The organism is Pseudomonadota bacterium (genome assembly GCA_030860485.1).
GTDB lineage: Bacteria > Pseudomonadota > Gammaproteobacteria > JACCXJ01 > JACCXJ01 > JACCXJ01.
On the sequence record JALZID010000108.1, the window covers coordinates 1 to 13,614 of the forward strand.

Consider the following 13,614-nt stretch of genomic DNA (forward strand, 5'->3'; position numbering starts at 1 on the left):
TCTCGACTATCTTCAACATCGGTGGCGTCTCCTTCCACCGGCCTAGGCCGGCGTCGCGTTTGATTCACGCGGAAGGATACGCCGCCTCTCTCATGTCTCCCATCCACAACTTAGGGTTATACCTCCCCACCGCGCTCTCAGCCGAACAACTCCTTGAGCTTCGCCCCGGGATCGGGCGCGGCCATGAACGCTTCCCCGACCAGAAAGGCATTCACACCGTGGCGCCGTAAGCGCGCGACCTCCTCGGGCGTGCGGATCCCGCTTTCGGTCACGATGGTGCGATCGGGAAAGACATCGACCAGGAGGTACAAGGTCGTCTGGATGTCGGTTTGGAAGGTGCGGACATCACGGTTATTGATGCCGATGAGCGGGGTACGCAGCATGAGCGCCCGCTCCAGCTCAACGCGGTCGTGGACCTCGGGCAGGACGTCCATGCCGAGTGTGTGGGCCAGGCCCGCAAGTTCCTGGAGGCCCGCGTCCGAGAGGCCCGCCACGATGAGGAGCACACAGTCCGCGCCCAGCACGCGCGATTCGTAGATTTGGTAGGGATCGATCATGAAGTCCTTGCGCAGGACCGGCAGGGCACAGGCGGCACGGGCCTCCCCGAGGTGCGCATCGGCTCCTTGGAAATATCGGACATCGGTCAGGACCGAGAGGCAGGTGGCCCCGGCCGCGGCGTAGGCCCGCGCCAGCCACGCCGGCTCATAGTCCGCGCGCATCACGCCCCGGCTCGGGGAGGCCTTCTTGCTTTCGGCGATGACTGCGGGCCGGCCTTCCCTGACGCGCCGAGCGATGGCCGCCGCGAAACCGCGCGGCGGCGAGGCCGAGGTGGCCAGGGCCTTGACCTCGGCGAGCGACACGCGCGCCTGTCGCTCGGCTACCTCATGTGCTTTATGGGTCAGGATCTCCTGCAGGATGTCGTGCTCGGGCATGGGATACTTGGTCGGGTGTCGCGCGCGAGGGGATGAGAACACAATCGCCAAGCGGGTTCAAACCACTCCGGGTTCAAGCGACTCGCCGGGGCTAAACGGCGCCCCGGACCGCGCCGCCAACCGTCGGCGCAGGCCTGGCATGCAGCGCCTGAGTGTTCGGTGATGGCGGGACGGGTCATATGCGAAAGCCGCCGTGCCTGCGCCGCTGCAGGTAATCGGCGGCGTAAGCGCCGAGCGCGACCCCCAGGACCAGGATGAGAAAAACGACGCCTGTGATCTCGGCTTTCATGAGAGCCAGTGCCGTGCGCACGGCCGGCCACCGCTCGGTTGGGTCCGATGGCGGTGCGGTGTGTTCGACGGATTGGGCAACGGGTCGCGATGGGCCGGCGCTCGCACAGGCGCTCTCGGCCTCGGCCAGCTTCCGCGCCAGCTCGGCGTGCCTGTCGCGTTCGGCGGCGCACTGATCGAGCCCCGGACCGTACGGAGATGGCGCGCGATCACCGGGTTCGGCCGCGGTGTTCGCGAGCTGTGTCTTCAGCAGTTCGTTCTCCTCTTTGATCTCTCTCTTCTCATCTTCGAGGATCGCCACCGCGAGTCGCGCGGGCATTTCCGTCATCAGGTAATCGCCTTCGACCCAGCCCGTTTCGCCCGCCGGTCCGCGCACCCGCGCCATCGAGCCTTTCCGTTCCAGGATTTGGAGCTTGGTTCCGGTTGGAAACGCATGAGTGAGCGGGCTCTGGGGTTTGGGGTCTCGATGCGCACCGGCGACGAGCCTGTCGATCACGTAGACCGGTTCGGGCATCGATTTCGGGGCCGGTTGTGAGGCTGCGGGGTCGGATGCGCATGCCAGTAGGCAGGCTGCGATCTGGCCGATCCGTCGCATCGAGGGTATCAGGCGTCAGGCCAGTCCCAGGTGCCTCAACAGGGGCTCAATGCTCGGCCTGCGACCTCGAAACGCGATGAACAGATCCATGGGGTCCCGGGAGCCGCCTTGCTCCAGCACCGTGTGCAGGAACTCCGCGCCGGTGGCCGGATCGAAGACCCCACGTTCCTCGAACTTGGAGTAGGCATCGGCGGCCAGCACCTCGGCCCATTTGTAGCTGTAATAACCGGCGGCGTACCCGCCGGCGAAGATATGCCCGAACCCATTCTGGAAGCGGTTGAAGGCCGGCGGTTTGACCACCGCGACCTCGTCGCGAACCCGGTCCAGGACCGTCTGGATCGCGGCAGCGTCATAGGGCCCGGTCAGCCTGTGCAGGCGGAAGTCGAACAGTGCGAATTCGATCTGTCTCAGCATCTGCAGGCCGGACTGGAAGGTCCGCGCGTCCTGCATGCGCTTGAGCAAATCGGGGCCGAGGGGCTCGCCCGTCTCGTAGTGGCCGCTGATCACATCCAGGGCCTCACGCTCCCAGCACCAGTTTTCCATGAACTGGCTCGGCAGCTCGACCGCGTCCCAGGGGACGCCGTTGATCCCGGCGATGCTCGGGTAGTCCACCCTCGTCAGGAGATGGTGAAGGCCGTGCCCGAACTCGTGGAACAGGGTGACGACCTCGCTGTGCGTCAGGAGCGCGGGCTTATCGCCGACCGGGGGTGTGAAATTGCAGGTCAGGTAAGCGACCGGCGTCTGCAGGCCTTCGGGGGCGCGGCGCCGCACGATGCACTCGTCCATCCAGGCCCCGCCACGTTTGTGAGGTCTGGCATAGAGGTCGAGGTAGAATCTCCCCCTGAGCTTCCCGTCCGGGTCGTGGATCTCGAAGAACCGCACGTCCGGGTGCCAGCCCTCGACCTCCGCGCGTGGATGAATGGCGATCCCGTAGAGCCTGCGGGCGACGGTGAAGAGACCCTCCAGTACCTTCGGTACCGGGAAGAAGGGACGGAGCGCTTCCTGTGAGAGGCTGTAACGCGCCTGCCGGAGCTTCTCCGAATAGTAGGGGAGGTCCCATGCCTCCAGGCGCTTGGCCCCATGCGCGTCGCGGGCGTACGTCGAGAGCTCATCGATCTCGCGCAGGGCCAGGGATCGCGCCCGCTGTGCCAGATCCTCGAGGAACGACACGACCTCGGCGGGGTCCTCGGCCATCCTGGGAATGAGTGAATACTCGGCGAAGTCCTGAAAGCCGAGGAGGCGAGCGAGATCCCGTCGCAGGGTCAGGATCTCGACCATGGACTCGGTATTGTCGAAGCGCCCGGCGTGGGGTCCCTGGTCCGAGGCGCGCGTCGTATACGCCTCGTACATCTCACGCCGCAGGTCGCGGTCATCGGCATAGGTGAGGAGCGGCGCATAAGATGGATGATCCAGTGTCAGGAGGAAGCCCGGGAGGCCCTCTCGCTGCGCCGTCTGGCGTGCCAGTGCCAGCGCGGTCTCGGGGAGGCCGGCGAGGTGGGAAGGGTCGGGCAGGTGTCGCTTCCAGGCCTGTGTAGCGTCGAGGAGTCGCTCTTCGAAGCCCGCCTCGAGACGTGTGAGGCGCTGCCGTGTCTCACGATAGCGCTCGCGGTCGGTGCCTTGGAGCTCGATCCCGGAAAGGCGGAAGTCGCGTAAGGCGTTGTCGATGATCCTGCGCTCGGCGATCCCGAGCCGGTCGTACTCGCCATCGTCTTTGACCTGCCGGTAGGCTCGGTACAGGCCCTCGTGCTGGCCGAGCTCGGTGTGGTAGTCCGAGAGCTTGGCCAGGCACGCCCCGTAGGCCTGGCGCAGGGACTCGCTGTCGGCGACACCGTGCAGGTGTTTGACAGGTGACCAGACCCTGTTGAGACGGTCCCCGATCGCCTCCAGCGGCGCCAAGGTGGTGGCCCAGGTGTGTCCGTCCGGCGCCTCGACGAGCGTTTGGATCGCCATGCGGTTTTCACCGAGGACCACGTCGATTGCGGGCTCGGCGTGACCCGGGTCGATGTGTCCGAAGGCCGGCAGGTCGCCGGTATTCAAGAGCGGATTGTCCATCGGGCGGGGGCGTACGGTCTGCGTACCGGAGTGGAGTGGAACACTTTAACACGCGACCATCCGGCTGGCACGCAGGCCGGCGGGGGGCTAGAATTCGCGCCAGGCGAGTTTCAGGAGAACGACATGAAAAGCGATGCCAAGGTACTCGAGTACCTCAACCGGGTGTTGAAAAACGAGATCACCGCCATCAACCAGTACTTCCTGCACGCGCGCATGTTCAAGAACTGGGGCTTCCATGCACTGTGCGAGTACGAGCACAAGGAATCGGTGGATGAGATGAAGCACGCCGATACGCTCATCGAGCGCATCCTGTTCCTCGAAGGTCTGCCGAACCTCCAGGACATCGGCAAGCTCATAATCGGCGAAGACGTGCAGGACATGCTCGCCTGCGATCTCAAGCTCGAGATGAGCTCGCTGTCGGTCCTGCGAGAAGCGATCGCCTTCTGTGAGACGACGCAGGATTACATCTCGCGGGAGATCCTGGAGACGATCCTGGAAGGCGAGGAGGAGCACATCGATTGGCTGGAGACACAGTTGGAGCTGATCGATAAGGTCGGACTACCCAACTACCTGCAATCCAAGCTGTAGGCCCTCGGGACTGGGCTGGGGCGCCCCGACCGGACGGTAGGTCATCGATCCAGTCCCGCTGTTCCCGTTCACCAGCGCCCTACTGGCAATAAGAAGCGCGACCTGAACCCTGAGCCCGATGGTTCGTCGTGACTGGGATTCTCCGGCCCAGCGGCGTGCCACGTCCCATGATCCTGGCACTAGGTTTGCTTACGAACTCACGGAAACCGAGCTGTTGCGAATCGTTCTCATTCGTGCTAATATCTGCATTTATGGGGTGCACTGGCTCATCAACGGGCAAGCTTATGATCATCTGTATCTGTCACCGGGTGAGTGAACGCGATATCGACCACGCGATCAGCGAGGGGGCCAGCTCGTTGCGCCGGCTCAACGAGCGCCTGCGGGTGGGTACCGGCTGTGGGGCCTGTGTCGAGCACGTCCGCGACTGTCTGAACCACCGTCTCGCCGACGATCTGGCTAATATGGGGATGCAACAGGCTTGACAGCGTCGCAGGTAGCGCCCGCGCCCCGCGAGCCAGGCGAAGTCTGGAGACGGCCACGCAGCTTGGGGATTGCCGTCGGGCGCCTAGCTGGCAGCCGGTTGCCGTGTGGGGGGGGACCACCCGCAGTGTTCCCCAGGACAGGAGCAGTGTTTTTAGGTATATTAGTAAATACGAATCATAATCAGTCGATCATAATCAGTGCTATTTAGATGTGCTATTTTAGATTATGTTGAGGCGCTGGGAATTCCACCCGGCTGGGACGGGCATGTCCACAAAAGAGAAACGAAGGGAGTAACGATGTCGCGACGCGTGCGAGTGTTTGAGTGGGGGATGATGACGGGGGCCTCCTGGCCACGGCGGTTGTCCCGCTGACTGCCGGGGCGGCGGGACCGCCGAGCGCCGAGGAGATGTGGCGGGTTATCCAGGCCCAGCAGAAGACCATCGACGAGCTGAAGGCGAAGCTCGAACAGTCCCAGGGCCAGTTGCGGTCGACCTCGAAACGCGTCGAGGCGGCCGAGCAGAAGGTCGAGGCCACCGCCGAGGCCGTGGAAGCGGCCGAGGAGAAACCCACGACCGCGGCGAACTGCGTCGATCGCACTCGGATCGGCGATGGGTCCTCCAGCCCGACGAGATCGAGGTCGAACGTACCCCCGGTGAGGTCGAGCTGGAGCAGGCCTGGGTGGAGCTGGACCTGACCAACGAGCACCGGCTGCGAGCGGGCGTCGACCTCATCCCGGTCGGGATCTTGAACCTCACCCACGAGCCACCGACGTTCTATGGCGTCGAGCGCAACCCCGTGGAGACGTTCATCATCCCGACCACCGGGCGCGAGGCCGCGATCGGTGTACATGGCGAGCTCGGGCAGTTCGCGCCGGGGTGGAGCTATGACCTCGTAGGACACTCCGGTCTCGACACACCCATGGAAGGTCCGAACGCCTTCCTTGGTCCGCAGTGGCCGCATCAATGTGGCCGAGCGCCCGCCGACGACGGTGCCGTGACGGGCCGGATCCGGTACACGGGTCTCCCGGGGCTGGAGGCCGCGGTGAGCGCTCAGTACCAGCACCCAGGGGGATCTCGATATCGACGGGACCTTGGTCGAAGGTCACTTCGACTTCCGTCGCGGTGGCCTTGGCCTGCGCGCCCTGGCGGCGCGTTGGGATCTAGACGACGGTCCGGCGGGGCTCGGACCCGAGAGCGGGGACTCGCCCGGGCGCGAATCGCAGTGGGGGTGGTACATCGAGCCGTCTTACCGCTTCAGCATCGCGGGGTCCACCCCACTGCCCGGAGAACTTGGTTTCTTTGTGCGTTACAATCAGTTCGACAACAACGCCGCTTCCGGAACAGATCAATGGTGGGTTCAATTTACTGGCCGCATCCCGGCGTGGTCTTCAAATTCGATGTCCAGGAGCAGTTCGGGCAGAAGCCAGGCAACGACGACGACGGTTTCAACCTGGGTGTGGGCTATCAGTTCTATTGATTTCCACGTCGGTGACAAGATTGTCAGCGGCCTCGGGGGTCGCTTGTACCTTGATACCCTCGAGTTGGCGGAGCACGAAGGCCCGCTGCTCGGTGCGGTCCAGTTCGAACGCATGCTGGTCGTTGCCGTGCCGGATGCGATCCTTCTATTGACACGCGATGGTGAGGTCATCGAACGACTGAGCGGTGCCGATGGGGTGCCCGCCGGGATGCACAGCATCGGGCGCGATACGGCCGGGCGGCTGGTCGCGCGGGGGGCACACGGAGACTATAGCGCCGACCTCGAGCGCGTGGAGTGGCGGCATGAGGTAGACCCGGAGGTCACCTGGGCCGAGCCCGTAACACTGCCGCTGGGGCTCCGCGGCCGGCTGGTCGAGCTCTATCGCGGCAAGGGCCTGCCGCTGGAGCGCGTGCTTCTGGATATCCACAGCGGGCGGATCTTGGGTGCCTGGGGCGTCTACCTGATCGATGCGGCCGCGGTGCTGTTCCTCGGTCTAGTGCTGACCGGCCTGTGGATGTGGTCGCGGCGCCCCAGATAGGGGGACCGAACCGGGTCTCTGGCCCTCGTCGCCGACAGCGGACCCTGTGTCCGAATCGACCAGCGGGGGCTCGAGCACCGGTACACGCCGGGCCAACGACCGCTCGCACCAGGCCAGCAGGTTCGACAAGCCGTAGCGCGCCGCCAGCAACGCTATTACGATACCCGTTGCGTTCGCCACCATGTCCGCGAAACTGCAGTAGCGGTAGGCCGTCTGATCTTGCGCGATCTCGATCGCGACGCCCATGCCCACGAACCACAGCGCGATGCGGATCCAGCGCTCGGCGGGTGCGAGCTGTATGAACCACAAGGTCAGCGTCGCATAGGTGAGGACGTGCATGAGCTTGTCGAGGTTGCCGGCCGCAAAGGCCACGGGTGATGGTCGCAGCGACAGGACGATGGTCAGGAACACGAGGGCCCAGCCGATGACGGCCCACGCCCGGCGCAGGCGGGGATCGGGAGCGCCATATCCCGGACCACTGCGCGCGGCCGACGATTGCCTGTTAAAGGGGTCCATGATCGGTTGGCTATGGATGCCGGGCCACGGTGAGGGGGTTAGCATTTTTCACGCCTGGGCGTGAACGATATACGCCGGCCGGCATAGCCCGGTGCGGTAACGGATGCTGTGAGTGGGCCCGGACACGGGCCGGGAGGGTGGCATGAAGATCCTAGTGACGGGGGCCGCGGGTTTCATCGGCGCGGCCTCGAGTATACGCCTGCTTGAGCGGGGCGATGAGGTCATCGGGCTCGACAACCTCAACGACTATTATGAGGTGAGTCTGAAGGAGGCCCGAATGGCGCGCCTTTACGGTCACCCTCGGTTCCGGTTCCTGCGCGTCGATGTCTCCGATCGCGCGGCGATGGAGCAGGTCTTCGCGACCGAGCAACCGGAGCGGGTCATGCACCTCGCCGCGCAAGCGGGTGTGCGCTACTCCTTGACCCATCCCCATGCCTACGTGGACGCGAACCTCGTGGGGTTCATGAACATCCTGGAGGGCTGCCGCCAGAACGGCGTCGAGCACCTCGTGTATGCCTCTTCCAGCTCTGTTTACGGCGCCAATACCCGCATGCCCTTCTCGGTACACGACAACGTCGACCACCCGGTATCGCTTTACGCCGCGACCAAGAAGGCCAATGAGTTGATGGCCCATACCTACAGCCATCTGTACGGCCTCCCGGTCACCGGGCTCAGGTTCTTCACGGTGTATGGACCGTGGGGTCGCCCCGATATGTCGTTGTTCTCGTTCACTCGGAGTATCTTGGCGGGCCAGCCGATCGAGGTCTTCAACTACGGCCATCACCGGCGCGACTTCACCTACATCGACGACCTCGTCGAGGGGGTCACGCGGGTGATCGACGCCGTGGCCAGGCCCAACCCCGCCTGGTCCGGCGACAGCCCGGACCCGGGCACCAGCCGTGCGCCGTACCGCCTTTATAACATCGGAAACAACCATCCGGTAAACCTCTTGCGTTTCATCGAGGTTCTCGAAGGCTGCCTGGGCAGGGTCGCAGTCAAGAAGCTTCTGCCTATGCAAGCCGGTGACGTCCCCGATACCTACGCCGATGTAAAGGATCTGGTCGACGATGTCGCCTACCGGCCGGCGACGCCCGTGGAGGTCGGGGTGGAACGCTTCGTCAACTGGTACAGAGACTACTACCGGGTGGGGTAATGATGCACACGCGCAAGATCTCGGTGGTGGGGCTCGGTTACGTGGGGCTGCCGGTCGCGGTGGCATTCGGCAAGTACGGGCGGGTGGTGGGCTTCGATATCAGTCCCACGCGCATCGCCGAGCTCAAGGACGGTTATGACAGGACGCACGAGGTACGGCGTTCCGACCTGGCCGAGGCCGACATCCTGTTCAGCTCGGACCCCACGGCCCTCAAGACCGCGGACTTTCACATCGTCGCGGTCCCGACCCCCGTCGATCACGCCAAGCGCCCCGATCTGGGCGCCCTGCTCAGCGCCTCGGAGCTCGTCGGACGCGAGCTCAAGTTCGGCGACATCGTGGTCTACGAGTCCACGGTGTATCCAGGCGCCACCGAAGAGGCGTGTGTGCCGGTCCTGGAAAGGCACTGCGGTCTGTGCTCGGGGCGCGATTTCTTCGTGGGGTACTCGCCGGAGCGCATCAACCCCGGCGACACGGAGCACACGTTTACCGCCATCACCAAGGTCGTTTCCGGCCAGGACCCGAAGACGCTCGAGATCGTGGCGGAGGTGTACGGTTCGGTAGTGCGTGCGGGGGTGCACCGAGCACCGTCGATCAAGGTCGCGGAGGCCGCCAAGGTCATCGAGAACACCCAGCGCGACCTCAACATCTCGCTCATGAACGAGCTGGCGCTCATCTTCAACAGGATGGGGATCGACACCCGGGACGTCCTGGATGCCTCGGGCTCCAAGTGGAACTTTCTGCCGTTTGATCCGGGGCTCGTGGGCGGGCATTGCATCGGCGTCGATCCCTATTATCTGACGCACAAGGCCCAGGTCTTGGGGTATATCCCCCAGGTGATCCTCGCCGGGCGCAGCATCAACGACGGCATGGGTACCTACATCGCGAGCCAAGTCATCAAGCATTTGATCCACGCGGGGGGCACTGTCAAGGGCAGTACCGTCACGGTGCTCGGTTTCACCTTCAAGGAGAACGTCCCGGACCTGCGCAACACACGGGTCATCGACATCGTCACCGAGCTGCGGGATTACGCCGTCAATGTCCAGGTGACCGATCCCCTGGCGGATCGCGCGGAGGCCAGGGAGGCGTGCGGTATCGATCTGTTGCCGGAAGAGGCGCTTGCGCCGGCCGACGCCGTGGTGTTCGCCGTTCCGCACCATGATTACGTCGCCAAGGGGTGGCAGGCCGTCGTACCACTGTTGCGGGGCGGCCGGGGTGTGGTCGTCGATGTCAAGGCGAAGTTGGCACGCGAGCACTGTCCGCCGGGCGTGCGCTTGTGGCGCTTGTAGTCGTCGCGACAGGAGATCGGGAAAATGAACGTGGTCATGATCGGGAGCGGGTATGTCGGGCTGGTCTCGGGTGCGTGCTTCGCGGAATTCGGCGCCGAGGTCACCTGCGTAGACGTCGACGAGCACAAGATCCGACGCCTCAAAGAGAGCGAGATCCCGATGTACGAGCCGGGTCTCAAGGACCTGGTGGCCAAGAATGTCGCCCAGAGCCGGCTGTCTTTCACGACCGGGCTCGCGGGACCCGTGGCGGGCGCGGACCTCGTATTCATCGCGGTCGGCACGCCGTCGCGGCATGGCGACGGGTTTGCCGATCTGAGTTATGTCTACGACGCCGCCAAGGGCATCGCGCCGCACCTGACGGGCTATACGGTGGTGGTCGACAAGTCCACCGTACCGGTCGGGACGGCCCGCAATGTCGCGCGTGTCATCCGCGCCGAGAATCCACGGGCGGATTTCGATGTCGCCTCCAATCCCGAATTCCTCCGCGAGGGGGCCGCGATCTCGGACTTCATGCGCCCGGACCGGGTGGTGATCGGCGTCGAGAGCGAGCGCGGCGAGGCGCTCTTGCGGGAGCTGTACCGGCCGCTCAATCTCATCGAGACGCCCATCCTCAAGACCGGGCTCGAGAGCGCGGAGCTCATCAAGTACGCCTCGAACGCCTTTCTCGCGACCAAGATCAGCTTCATCAACGAGGTTTCCATGCTGTGCGAGGCGGTGGGCGCCGATGTCCATGCCGTGGCGCGGGGCATGGGGCTCGACAACCGCATCGGCCGCAAGTTCCTGCACCCCGGACCCGGTTATGGGGGCTCCTGTTTCCCCAAGGATACCCAGGCGCTGGTACGGATCGCCCAAGAACACGGCGTCTCGAGCCGCATCGTCGAGGCGGTCATCGAGGTCAACGCGGCGCAGAAGGCGCGCATGATCAAGAAGATCCGGGATGCCCTGGGGGGCAGCGAGGCCGGCAAGACGCTAGCCGTCCTGGGCCTCACCTTCAAGCCCGAGACCGACGACATGCGCGATGCGCCCGCGCTTTCCGTCCTCCCGACCCTGATCGAAAAGGGTGCCGTCGTACGTGCCCATGACCCCCAGGGGATGAAGGAAGCCCGCAAGCACCTGCCGGCATCGGTGGTCTACTGTGACCGCGTCTACGACACCTTCGACGGGGCCGACGCGGTGGTCTTGATGACCGAATGGAACGCCTACCGGGGTCTCGACCTCGACCAGGTGATGGCGCGCATGAGGGGGCGGGTGTTCTGCGATCTACGCAACGTCTACGAACCCGAGCACATGAGTGCCCGCGGGTTCGCGTACGCCGGCGTCGGTCGGTAGCCCCGGGATAAGGGGTCGGAGTGAATTTTGGGCAGGTTGCTTATTATCGTGTCTGCATCAACACAAATTCACTCCGACCCCTTTATCCCGCTATCGAAACAGCACCAGCGCCTTGTCCAAGGTGATATAGATCCCCCAGCCTAGCGGTATACCGACGAGCGTCCAGGCGATCGCGACCAGGAACCAGCTCGCGCGGCTCGGGCGTTCCATGGGTATCTTCCTGCCCCGTGACATGGTCGCCCTACAATTCAGGCCTTGGAGGCTTCGTGCGCGAGCCGGCGCTCGGTCTCCAGTTCCAGATCGCTCATGTAATAGCGCTGCGCCACGGGCCGCATCAGCAGGTTGCAGAGGAGGCCCACGAGCAACAGGGATGCGAGCACGTAGAGGGTCACGTTATAGGCCTGGTGGACGGGCACGCCGCGTTCGATCTGGAACTGTGGACCATGCCGTCAGCAACCGCCCATGATGTCGGCCAGATTAGGCGGGGATGGTGGCGACCCAGGCGAACCCGCCCCCATACATGGTGAGGATGATGCCGAAGAGCGCCACGAATCCGCGGCAAGGACGGGCAGGTCTTCGTCCTACGTCCGGAGACTCCGCGAAGCTCGGGTTAGCCCATAAGCGCGGTATATCCCTGCCTATTGCGGGGATGCGAAGTAACGCGGAGCCTCCTTAATGACTGGATCAATAACCAAACCCCCCAAAACGTCACAAGCGGTAGAGCTCTCGGAGAGCCACAAGCGGTTAATAGACCTCGTCGATTACGTCGGCCACATGGTGCGGATGGCGGAGCGGCCGGTCTTTGCTCTCAAGGAATACAAACAGCTTGTCTTCCATGAGGTGGAGCTGAGGGGTCGCGTCGGTATTCATCACGACCTCGCCGACGAAGACGGTGCCATCTGGCTCAGGATGGATCGCCTCAACCGGCTAGACCCGCCGCCGGTGCCTGCCGAGATCGCCGAATGGGTAATCGTTAGTCGGGATCCGTTCAGGTCGCCCGAGATCCGTGCTGTGCGGACCGCAACCATCGACAAGGCCGAAGCTGACCGACTCTGCGCCAACGGAACGCTCGCAGCGAAGGACGTGCAATCCGCGCTAAGGCCGAAGCCCGGGAAGACGCTCTGCGACGTCATTTACCGGCTCGAGCGTTTACCAAAGACCAAACAGGCTGTGGAATCGTACACCGGCGGTCCGTGGGTAACATGGTCCGAGAAGGAGAAGCCCCGCAGGAATACCATCGCGATCTACGACGCGTTCTTCAGCGTCCAGCAGGCAATAAACGCCGAGAGTGGCGAGCAGGCGCTCGAGGTCGTATGGGGTGTCGGCGTTGCGAGGTGGCGAACAGAAGGTCGTGAATTCGACCATCCGCTTGTCGAACAACTGGTCGAACTGCAAATCGATCCCAAGGGCGGAGCGATCACCGTCCGGCCCCGCTCGACCGAACCGCAACTGGCATTAAAGCCGTATTTTGCAGTCGGGAACCCCGGCGCCGACGCCGTGTTCCAGTCCGGACGTAGGTACCTCGCCGAGTTACCCGACGACGCAGAGTTCTCACCTTACATCCGCAAGACCTTCGAACCCGTGCTCCGGCAGGCGGTGGCACAGTTCGACAAGGAAGGCTGCTACTACCCAGACGAGGTGAAGGACGTCAACGACCGCGTTTTGCCTGACCGGCGGTCCGAGCTCGTCGTGACGGACACTTGGGCCATTTATGCTCGGCGCCGGTCAGACAACTTCATGGTCGCAGACCTCGATCGCTTGAAAAGCGCCATTGCGGAGTGCAAAGAGCTGCCAGGTCCCGCGACGCGGGTCGTGACGGAGCCTTCCGACAGTGGAGGTTACCGCCCAGAGTTCGTTAATATCGGCGGCGGACTCAGCGGATTCCAGCCGGGAATGGGCGGTGGCGCGGGTGGTGGGTTGTCGACGGCCAGCGCCACCATCGACGACTCGCGCACGCACGATTTCTTCTTTCCCAAGCCGTTCAATGACGAACAGGTCTCCATCATCCAGCGATTGATGGATGCCGACGGCCTCGTCGTGCAGGGCCCGCCAGGCACCGGCAAGACCCATACCATCGCCAACATCGTCTGCCACTACCTCGCGACCGGAAAGCGGGTGCTAGTGACATCGAAGGGCGAGGCGGCGCTGACGGTACTCCGCGATCACATCCCCGCGGGTATCCGCGAGCTTGTCATCAGCCTCCTTGCGAACGAGCGCGAAGGCCTCAAGCAACTGGAGCGCGCCGTCGACTCTCCTAGCAGCCTGTCGGACTAAGGTTGAACGGTACAGCGGCGGCGCAGGTGCTGAGCGGGACCATCGTTGGTCGAACGGTCATTGATGCTGTAGGGACGGTGAAATGATGATGATCGGATCGATCC

General features: G+C 64.0%; 14 protein-coding genes. 9 read left to right on the plus strand and 5 right to left on the minus strand.

All coding sequences use genetic code 11. The features are described from left to right. Positions 1 to 137: 137 nt before the first annotated feature. The 3 genes from trpC to M3461_06385 form a co-directional block, all read right to left on the minus strand. A complete protein-coding gene (trpC, locus tag M3461_06375; protein MDQ3774004.1) occupies positions 138 to 932 on the minus strand; it encodes an indole-3-glycerol phosphate synthase TrpC in 795 nt (264 codons plus the stop codon). 175 nt (positions 933 to 1,107) lie between these two features. After that, the gene (locus M3461_06380) at positions 1,108 to 1,734 is read right to left on the minus strand and encodes a hypothetical protein (protein MDQ3774005.1); all 627 of its coding nucleotides are present in this window, start codon (positions 1,732 to 1,734) and stop codon (positions 1,108 to 1,110) included. A gap of 96 nt (positions 1,735 to 1,830) precedes the next feature. Beyond that, entirely contained in the window at positions 1,831 to 3,867 is a 2,037-nt protein-coding gene (locus M3461_06385) for a M3 family metallopeptidase (GenBank protein MDQ3774006.1), read from the minus strand. 123 nt (positions 3,868 to 3,990) lie between these two features. Here M3461_06385 and bfr point away from each other — a divergent pair, with 123 nt between their 5' ends. The 5 genes from bfr (at position 3,991) to M3461_06410 (ending at position 6,952) form a co-directional block, all read left to right on the plus strand. Next, positions 3,991 to 4,455 (plus strand): bacterioferritin, encoded by a 465-nt coding sequence (gene bfr / locus M3461_06390; protein MDQ3774007.1) that lies wholly within the window; start codon positions 3,991 to 3,993, stop codon positions 4,453 to 4,455. 284 nt (positions 4,456 to 4,739) lie between these two features. After that, entirely contained in the window at positions 4,740 to 4,937 is a 198-nt protein-coding gene (locus M3461_06395) for a (2Fe-2S)-binding protein (GenBank protein ID MDQ3774008.1), read from the plus strand. A 323-nt stretch (positions 4,938 to 5,260) separates the two neighbouring features. Continuing rightward, positions 5,261 to 5,632 carry a hypothetical protein gene (locus M3461_06400; GenBank protein MDQ3774009.1) on the plus strand — a complete coding sequence of 124 codons (372 nt, stop codon included), beginning with the start codon at positions 5,261 to 5,263 and terminating at the stop codon, positions 5,630 to 5,632. Next, positions 5,617 to 6,414 (plus strand): hypothetical protein, encoded by a 798-nt coding sequence (locus M3461_06405; protein MDQ3774010.1) that lies wholly within the window; start codon positions 5,617 to 5,619, stop codon positions 6,412 to 6,414. The genes M3461_06400 and M3461_06405 overlap by 16 nt, the downstream gene beginning before the upstream one ends. A gap of 43 nt (positions 6,415 to 6,457) precedes the next feature. Next, positions 6,458 to 6,952 (plus strand): PepSY domain-containing protein, encoded by a 495-nt coding sequence (locus tag M3461_06410; GenBank protein MDQ3774011.1) that lies wholly within the window; start codon positions 6,458 to 6,460, stop codon positions 6,950 to 6,952. On the opposite strand, the gene M3461_06415 is transcribed toward M3461_06410, so the two are convergent. After that, positions 6,908 to 7,468, minus strand: a complete 561-nt coding sequence (locus tag M3461_06415; GenBank protein ID MDQ3774012.1) for a hypothetical protein — start codon at positions 7,466 to 7,468, stop codon at positions 6,908 to 6,910. The two genes, M3461_06410 and M3461_06415, sit on opposite strands and share 45 nt — an antisense overlap. Positions 7,469 to 7,610: 142 nt before the next feature. Between M3461_06415 and M3461_06420 the strand changes: the two genes are divergently transcribed. From M3461_06420 to M3461_06430, 3 genes are read left to right on the plus strand one after another with little or no spacing between them, the layout of a single operon-like run. After that, positions 7,611 to 8,621 (plus strand): NAD-dependent epimerase, encoded by a 1,011-nt coding sequence (locus M3461_06420; GenBank protein MDQ3774013.1) that lies wholly within the window; start codon positions 7,611 to 7,613, stop codon positions 8,619 to 8,621. Beyond that, positions 8,621 to 9,907, plus strand: a complete 1,287-nt coding sequence (locus M3461_06425) for a nucleotide sugar dehydrogenase (protein ID MDQ3774014.1) — start codon at positions 8,621 to 8,623, stop codon at positions 9,905 to 9,907. The genes M3461_06420 and M3461_06425 overlap by 1 nt, the downstream gene beginning before the upstream one ends. Before the next feature lie 24 nt (positions 9,908 to 9,931). Further along, positions 9,932 to 11,236, plus strand: a complete 1,305-nt coding sequence (locus M3461_06430; GenBank protein MDQ3774015.1) for a UDP-glucose/GDP-mannose dehydrogenase family protein — start codon at positions 9,932 to 9,934, stop codon at positions 11,234 to 11,236. A gap of 248 nt (positions 11,237 to 11,484) precedes the next feature. On the opposite strand, the gene M3461_06435 is transcribed toward M3461_06430, so the two are convergent. After that, positions 11,485 to 11,652, minus strand: coding sequence for a hypothetical protein (locus M3461_06435; GenBank protein ID MDQ3774016.1), 168 nt, complete (start codon positions 11,650 to 11,652; stop codon positions 11,485 to 11,487). A gap of 358 nt (positions 11,653 to 12,010) precedes the next feature. Here M3461_06435 and M3461_06440 point away from each other — a divergent pair, with 358 nt between their 5' ends. Then, the gene (locus M3461_06440) at positions 12,011 to 13,510 is read left to right on the plus strand and encodes an AAA family ATPase (protein ID MDQ3774017.1); all 1,500 of its coding nucleotides are present in this window, start codon (positions 12,011 to 12,013) and stop codon (positions 13,508 to 13,510) included. Positions 13,511 to 13,614 lie beyond the last annotated feature (104 nt).